General features: G+C 70.5%; 8 protein-coding genes and 2 pseudogenes. 6 read left to right on the top strand and 4 right to left on the bottom strand.

Features of this window, described 5'->3' with window-relative positions; translation table 11 throughout:
- The coding region (locus tag FUT87_RS30195; RefSeq protein ID WP_255511607.1) for a HAMP domain-containing protein at positions 1-129 on the bottom strand (129 nt) is incomplete at its 3' end.
- A gap of 33 nt (positions 130-162) precedes the next feature.
- Positions 163-351, bottom strand: a pseudogene (locus tag FUT87_RS30190) (potassium-transporting ATPase subunit KdpA); the annotation flags it as partial.
- 209 nt (positions 352-560) lie between these two features.
- On the opposite strand from FUT87_RS30190, the gene FUT87_RS01545 reads away from it, so the two are divergent.
- The 3 genes from FUT87_RS01545 (at position 561) to FUT87_RS01535 (ending at position 2,531) form a co-directional block, all read left to right on the top strand.
- Positions 561-854 carry a hypothetical protein gene (locus FUT87_RS01545; protein ID WP_147239837.1) on the top strand — a complete coding sequence of 98 codons (294 nt, stop codon included), beginning with the start codon at positions 561-563 and terminating at the stop codon, positions 852-854.
- Positions 855-903: 49 nt separating this feature from the next.
- Positions 904-1,545 (top strand): hypothetical protein, encoded by a 642-nt coding sequence (locus tag FUT87_RS01540; RefSeq protein ID WP_147239836.1) that lies wholly within the window; start codon positions 904-906, stop codon positions 1,543-1,545.
- Between the two features lie 89 nt (positions 1,546-1,634).
- A complete protein-coding gene (locus FUT87_RS01535; protein ID WP_147239835.1) occupies positions 1,635-2,531 on the top strand; it encodes an alpha/beta fold hydrolase in 897 nt (298 codons plus the stop codon).
- Between the two features lie 18 nt (positions 2,532-2,549).
- Here the strand turns inward: FUT87_RS01535 and FUT87_RS01530 are convergent, their stop codons facing one another.
- Positions 2,550-4,220, bottom strand: a complete 1,671-nt coding sequence (locus tag FUT87_RS01530) for an aminotransferase class III-fold pyridoxal phosphate-dependent enzyme (protein WP_255511606.1) — start codon at positions 4,218-4,220, stop codon at positions 2,550-2,552.
- A gap of 79 nt (positions 4,221-4,299) precedes the next feature.
- Between FUT87_RS01530 and asd the strand changes: the two genes are divergently transcribed.
- A complete protein-coding gene (asd, locus tag FUT87_RS01525; protein ID WP_147239834.1) occupies positions 4,300-5,193 on the top strand; it encodes an archaetidylserine decarboxylase in 894 nt (297 codons plus the stop codon).
- Between the two features lie 4 nt (positions 5,194-5,197).
- On the top strand, positions 5,198-6,220 hold the full coding sequence (locus FUT87_RS01520) for a transporter (RefSeq protein WP_147239838.1): 1,023 nt from the start codon (positions 5,198-5,200) through the stop codon (positions 6,218-6,220).
- 42 nt (positions 6,221-6,262) lie between these two features.
- Here FUT87_RS01520 and FUT87_RS01515 read toward each other — a convergent pair whose 3' ends face one another.
- On the bottom strand, positions 6,263-6,883 hold the full coding sequence (locus FUT87_RS01515) for a YqiA/YcfP family alpha/beta fold hydrolase (RefSeq protein ID WP_147239833.1): 621 nt from the start codon (positions 6,881-6,883) through the stop codon (positions 6,263-6,265).
- 257 nt (positions 6,884-7,140) lie between these two features.
- On the opposite strand from FUT87_RS01515, the pseudogene FUT87_RS01510 reads away from it, so the two are divergent.
- A pseudogene (locus FUT87_RS01510) lies at positions 7,141-7,322 on the top strand (hypothetical protein); the annotation flags it as partial.

The raw sequence follows: 7,322 nt of genomic DNA, 5'->3' as shown, positions 1-7,322 counted from the left end.
CGAGTGCTGCATGCCCTGCACGCCGCGCATCATCGCGGCGGTCTCGTCGGTGCCGTGCACGTCCACGCGCTCGCTCAGGTCCTGGCGGGCGATGCGCTCGGTGGAGCTCACCGCCTGCGCCAGCGGCATCAGGATGGACGCGATGTTGAAGAAGGTGAAGGTGCCGATGACCACCTCGCCCAGCTGCATCATCACCAGCGGCACGGCGCCACCGATCGGGGTGAAGCTGTCGTGCATCGCGTTGACCGCGCCGCAGGAGGCGGCGGTGGTGACGACCGCGAAGAGCGCGCTGGCCGAGATGCCGAAGCGGGTCTCCTTGCCTTCCATGTTGCCGCCGGCCTGCAGCTCGGACCAGCCCATCGGGCCTTCGGTGGCGATGTGGACGACGTCGGGCCGCTTGCTGGCCCAGAGGTTGACCAGGGTGCGCTTGGACACCACGCCCATGCGCAGGTGCGGGTAGCGCGGCACGGCCAGGCCGCGCATGAGGATCTCGTCGACGGCGACTCGCCGGCCGCGGGCGCACCCGCTGGCGCCTGACGCGGCCGCAGCAGCTGCACCGCGTGATCGCGCGCCTGCAGCCCGCCGAGGACGCAGGCGATGCTGCGCGCCACGCCGTTGACCTCGGGCGGATAGGTCTCCGTCACCACCGCGACGCGGAAATGCCGCTGGCGCGTGGGAAGTTCGTCGACTTCGAGTTCGATCGGCGGGGTCGTCATGGCGCGGATGATGGGCGGCCAACGCAACAGTTCTGTGACGGCGCCGATCGTCACGCGCCTGACACGCCCGATGGACACAGTCGCCACGCGTCCGTCATCGACGCGCCATCGTGCCATCACGGCACTGCCATCGAGTGACGGCACGCTCCACGGCTCATCTCATGGTCATCTCACGGACGAGGCCCGCATGAAGGACTTTCTGGCACTTCTGAATGAACAGCGCTGGGACGACCACCGCTACTACCACCACTGCCGCATCAACCAGTCGCTGCACCTGCTCAGCGCCTGCTGCTTCGTGGTCGCCTACGGGCTGCTGCTGGTTGATCCGGCCTGGTCGGCGCTGCTGGCCTGGGGCGTCTCGATGACCAGCCGCCAGGCCGGGCACTTCTTCTTCGAGCCCAAGGGCTACGACCACGTGAACCAGGCGACGCACGAGCACAAGGAAGAGATCAAGGTCGGCTACAACCTGCGCCGCAAGGTCGTGCTGATGGGGCTGTGGGCGCTGTCGCCGGTCGCGCTATGGCTGCAGCCGGGCCTGTTCGGACTGTTCGAGCCGGCCACCGGCTTCGTCGACTACCTGCACCAGCTGGGCCTGCTCTGGTTCTGGCTGGGCGTGGGCGGCCTGGTGTTCCGCGTGCTGCAGCTGGCGGTGATCCGCGACCTGCGCACCGGCCTGGCCTGGGCGACGAAGATCATCACCGACCCCTTCCACGACATCCAGCTCTACCACCGCGCCCCGTTGCAATTGCTGCGCGGAGAGCGGCTCGATCCCGCGCTGTGGCCGCGCGCCGATGGGCACAATGCCGGCAACGGCGAGCAGACGGCCTGATCCGACGGGATGGCGCGACGCGATCCCGGGCGACGGGGATCGCGATCGACGCGGGGACAGGCGGCCGCCGGCCAGATGGAGTGTTCCGCATGTCCGCAGTTGAACGGCGCCTTCGGGCGCCGAAGTCATTGGCGTGGGTCGTCACGGTCGCCGCCGTGCTGGCCGGCTGTGCCAGCCCGATGCCCAACACCGGCAACCAGCGTGTCACCGGGGGGCCGATCGTGTTCACCCACGTCGGCCATGGCGAGCCGACGGTGGTCCTGCAATCGGGACTGGGCGACGGCCGCGATCCCTGGGCGGCGGTGCTGAACGCGCTGCGCGCCGACTACAGCGTCTTCGCCTACGACCGCCCCGGCTACGGCGACAGCACCGCCACGCCGCCGACGCCGCGCAACCCCTGCGGCATCGCGACCGAGCTGCATGGCCTGCTCCAGAGCGCCGGCATCAAGCCGCCCTATGTGCTGGTGGGGCATTCGATCGGCGGGCTCTACCAGTACGCGTTCTCGCGGCTGTATCCGGACGAGGTCGCCGGCATCGTGCTGGTCGACGCGACCCATCCGCTGCACCTGCGCAAGATGCAGGTGGAGGTGCCGGTGATGGCCAACATGCTGGACAGCATGAGCCGGCGGGTCTTCCGCGGGATGATGCAGGCCGAGTTCCTGCAGCAGCAGGACTGCATCGACACGCTGTGGCAGAAGCCGCGGCCGGACGTGCCGGTGCGGGTGCTGACGCGCACGGTGTATTCGCCGATGGAAGTGGCCAGCGGGTTCGAGTCCATGGTGCATGGCCTGGAGCCGAACTGGCTGCCGCTGGTCGGCGGCAAGGAGATCCAGCCGGTAGCGGGGTCCGGGCATTACATCCAGCGCGACAAGCCCGAGGTGGTGGCCGAGGCGATCGAGGCGGTTGTCCGGGAAGCGCGTGAGCGCGGTCATCCGTCGCCACCCGGCATGGCCCTGCGTTCCCCCGCGGCGGCGGCGTCCCGCTGAGCGTGGCGCGCGCGGGCTTCAGCCGCGCAGGCCCAGCGTCTCCATCAGCAGGCGCCGCTTGATCGCCCGGTTGCTCGGCAGCGCCGGGCTGCTCCACCAGCCGCCGTCGCGCATCGCGCGGGCCGCGGCCAGGATGCGGTGCTGGACCTCGTCGAAGTCCGCGTCGCTGAAGTCCAGGCTGAAGATCATCCGCCCCGTGCCCACCCAGCTCAGCGCCAGGCCCTGCTCGCGCAGGAAGTACTGCAGCATCCAGTTGTAGCGCGAGGGCTCGGTGTAATAGAGCGTCCAGACCGAGGACATGTTGGCCGCGCGCAGCGGCAGCCGCTCGGCCTCGAGCGCCGCATTGAGCCGCTCGCGCCGCGCGTCCTGCTGCGTCTCCTGCGCGTCGATCTGGCGCAGGCGCTCGGGGTCCTCGAGCGCGTCCAGGAACACCGACATCGCGCCCATCACATGCGGATGCGTGTTGAAAGTGCCGCGGGCGAAGCAGATGTCGGCCGGGCGCTCGTCGCGGTAGCGCTTCATCCACGCTGCGCGGCCGCAGACCACGCCCACCGGCAGGCCGCCGCCCAGCGTCTTGCCGTAGGTGACCAGGTCGGCCTGCACGCCGAAGTAGCTCTGCGCGCCGCCCGCGCCGAGGCGGAAACCCATGAACACCTCGTCGAAGATCAGCGCGATGCCGCGCTCGGTGCAGACCTCGCGCAGCTCGCGCAGCCAGGCGGCGTAGGCGGCCTTGTCGTAGGACGCGCGGCGGGAGCTGTCGACCAGCGAGCCGTCGCCCGGCGCCGGCTTGTTCGGATGCAGCGCCTGCAGCGGATTCACCAGCACGCAGGCGATGTCGCGCCGGGTGCGCAGCACCTGCAGGCTGCGCGCGTGCATGTCGCGCAGCGTGTAGGTGCGCTCGGCCGGCAGCGGGTTGCCGGGACCGGGCTGGGCTTCGTCCCACCAGCCGTGGTACGCGCCGCAGAAGCGCACCAGGTGCGTTTTCCCCGTGTGATAGCGGGCCAGCCGCACCGCCTGCATCACGGCCTCGGTGCCTGACATGTGGAAGGACAACTGGTCCATGCGCGCATGCGCGAGGATGCGCCGCACGTTGTCCTCGACCAGCGGGTGGTAGACGCCCAGCACCGGGCCGAGCGCCTCCACCCGCCGCGCGCCTTCTGCGATGCAGCGCTTGTAGAACGCGTAGCCGAAGAGGTTAACCCCGTAGCTGCCGGCCAGGTCGATGAAGCGTTCGCCGTCGAGGTCGGTGAGCCAGTGGCCGTCGCTCGCAACCATCACCGGCCCGAGTGGCAGCTCGCGCTGCACCAGCGGGCTGAACGGCGGCGGCACGCGGTAGTTGCTGGTGAACTGGAGGTCCGGCAGCGAGGGCTTCATCGCCTGCGTCGCGGCGATGCTGCGCGCATGGCGGGTCTTGAGCGTGCGCGACAACGCCGTGAAGCTGGCGCGTCGCGTCGCGACGATCGCGTCCGGCGCGTCGTCGGCGTTGAAAAAGCGCTGGTCGTCGAAGCGCCGCGTCGGCATCAGCCGCGCCAGCCGCACCGCCATCCGCGAATGGCCCGCCAGCGACGGATGTTTCGCCCGCGAGAGCTGCAGCCGGCGCCAGCCGGTCGGCGCGTAGTACAGGGCCACGAGCCCGGCCGCGGCGGCGGCGACCGGCAGCAGGTCGAAGGTGAAGAACATCGTGGACATGGGCATGGACCTCCGGAGCCTCGTTCTGCTGTCACACAGCATTGGCAAATTGCGGAGATATGTATCCGACGGAATTGACATGTCCATGAAATCGGCGCGCTGGATCGACCGTCTGACCCAGCAGGAAGACCTCAATTTCCTCCTGACCAACCGCGTGCCGCGCCTGGCGCTGACGCGCTTCATGGGCTGGTACAGCCGGATCGAGTCGCCGGCGCTGACGCGCCTGAGCGTCGCGGTGTGGCGGCTGTTCACCGACCTGGACCTGAGCGAGGCGCAGGCGCCCGTTCGCGGCTACCGCTCGCTGCGCGAGGTCTTCACGCGGCGGCTCCAGCCGGGGCGCCGGCCGATCGATCCGGCGCCGGGCACCATCGTCAGCCCCTGCGACGCGATCGTCGGCGCGCACGGGCCGGTCGAGCGCGGCATGGCGCTGCAGGCCAAGGGCATGGACTACCGCATCGCCGAGCTGTTCGGCGACGCCTCGCGGGCCGCACCCTACCTCCACGGCACCTACCTGACGCTGCGGCTGACCTCGGCGATGTACCACCGCTTCCATGCGCCGGCCGACCTGCGCATCCATCGCGTCACCCACATCGCCGGCGACACCTGGAACGTCAACCCGATCGCGCTCAAGCGCGTCGAGCGGCTGTTCTGCCGCAACGTGCGCGCGGCCATCGAGTGCACGCTGCCGGACGGCACGCCGATCGCGCTGGTGCCGGTGGCGGCCATCCTCGTGGCCAGCCTGCGCCTGCATGCGCTGGACCTGACGCTGCGTCCCGACCATCCGGGCCCGCACCGTTTCGAGCTCGGCCACGATCACGCCCGCGGCGAGGAGATGGGCTGGTTCGAGCAGGGCTCGACCATCCTCGTGTTCCTCCCGCCGGGCGTGAAGCTGTCGCCCAGCTTGCAGCCGGGCCAGCGGATCCGCATGGGCGAGGCGATCGCGCGTCTACCATCCGCCGATGGCGATGAATGAGACGATGCCGTCCCCGCTGGGACTGGCGGCCCCGTATGGCGGCGATGAACACGGGCTGATCTGCGGCTTCTGGATCCATCCCGAGCGCCCCACCGAGGCGCTGCCCACGCTGGCCCAGGCGCAGGCCCGGCTGGCGCAGCCCGAGGGCGGTTTCCTGTGGCTGCACCTGAACCTCGCGCATGCGGGCGCGCTGCCCTGGCTGCGCCGCAACGCGGCGCTGGCCGAGAGCTTCGACGAGGCCCAGCAGCAGGGCTCGCGCTCGTCGCGCATCGAGCGCGTTGGCGAGCACCTGTTCGCGGTGCTCAACGACGTGACCTTCGATTTCGCCTTCGACGTGGGCGACGTGTCGACGCTGTGGATGCAGGCCAGCGAGCACCTGGTGCTGAGCGTGCGCCGCGCGCCGCTGCGCTCGGTGGACCGGCTGCGCATGGCGATCAAGCGCGGCGACCGGCCGCGGTCGAGCGTGGCGCTGCTCGACCACCTGCTGCGCGACCAGGCCGACGAGCTGCAGCGCATCGTGCGCCAGGCCACCGAGCGGGTCGACGACATCGAGGATGCGCTGCTCGCCGGCCGGCATGCGGGCCATGAATCCGAAGTGGCGGCGCTGCGCCGGCTGATGGTGCGGCTGCAGCGGCTGCTCGCGCCGGAGCCGAGCGCGCTGCTGCGGATGCTGTCCAACCCGCCGGACTGGGTCGCCGAGCAGGACAAGCAGCAGCTGCAGCAGGCGAGCGAGGAATTCGCGCTGGTGCTGCGCGACATCCAGGCGCTGCAGGAGCGCATCCGCGCGGTGCAGGACGAGACCTCGGCGCGGGTCGCCCAGGAGAACAACCAGACGCTGTACGTGCTGACGATGGTCACCGTGCTGGCCCTGCCGATCAACCTGATCAGCGGCCTGTTCGGCATGAACGTCGGCGGGTTGCCGCTGCTGGAGCACAAGCACGGCTTCTGGGTCGTGGTCGGGCTGATCGTCGTGCTGACGGGGCTGGTGACCGTGCTGCTGCTGAAGGCGACCGGGAGGCGGAAGTAGGCGGAAGTAGCCGGAACGTGGGCGGGCCGACGGCCCGGCCCTTCAGAGGCCGAGGAATTCGGCCAGTTCGTCGAGGTGGTCGTCGAAGTCGGCCAGGCCGTGGTCGCTGCCCTCCAGCAGCTTGATCCGGCAGCCCTGGTAGCGCGCGTGCATCTCGCGCCAGTCGAGCACCTCGTCCCCCTTGGCGATCACCGCCATCAGGCGCTCCGGATGCGCCAGCGCGCCGGCGTCGAGCTTGCGCAGTTCATCGACGAACTCGCGGCGGAAGAAGAAATGCTCGTCCGGGTCCTGCCAGCAGGTCTGCTCGCCGATGTGGTTGGCGAGGTCGCGGGCCGGGTCCACCGCCGGGTTCAGCAGCGCCGTGCGGGCGCCGGTGCGTTGCGCCACCCAGGTCGCGTAGAAGCCGCCCAGCGAGCTGCCCATCACCGCCATCGTGTCGCGCGGCCAGTCGCGGATCAGCGCGTCCACCAGCGCCATCGCCTCGCGCGGTGAGGGCGGCAGTTGCGGACAGGCGAACACCAGGTCCGGTCGATGGGCGGCGGTCCACTCGGCCATGCGGCGCGCCTTCGCCGAGCGCGGCGACGAGCGGAAGCCGTGCAGGTAGATCAGGTGGGTGCGGCGCGCCGGCGCGGGGGCCTCCGGCGGGGAGGAGGGGAGGGTCATGGGCGGGCAGTGTAGGGGTGTCCCTCTCCGTCGGGTGGGCGGGTCACTTCCGGCACGGGGGATGGCTGGGCGATCATCGCCACCGTCGCGGCCGGCGAGGGCCGCGCGCTCGTTAGTGCGCATTGACGCAGGGGCTCCGGCCCCGGCACATTGCCCGTTCCGTCGGGGCGACTGCGGCCAGAAGACCGCAGCGCCCGAATTTCTCTCAACAGGGCCCGGCCGGCCGACCCCGGACGGACCCCCGACCACACAGATCCATGATCCACAGGGACACGATCCAGCTGACGGCCATCGCGGCCGCGGCGCTGCTGCTGACCGCCTGCGGACAACAACAGGATCAACAACAACAGCATGGCGGTCCCCCGCCCGTGACGGTCGCCCCGGCGATCGCGCGCGAAGTCCAGGACTTCGATGAATTCACCGCGCGCCTGGAAGCGCC

The organism is Mitsuaria sp. TWR114, from assembly GCF_007997345.1.
Note: the sequence above shows the minus strand (reverse complement) of the source record. Positions and strands in the feature narration are given on the sequence as shown.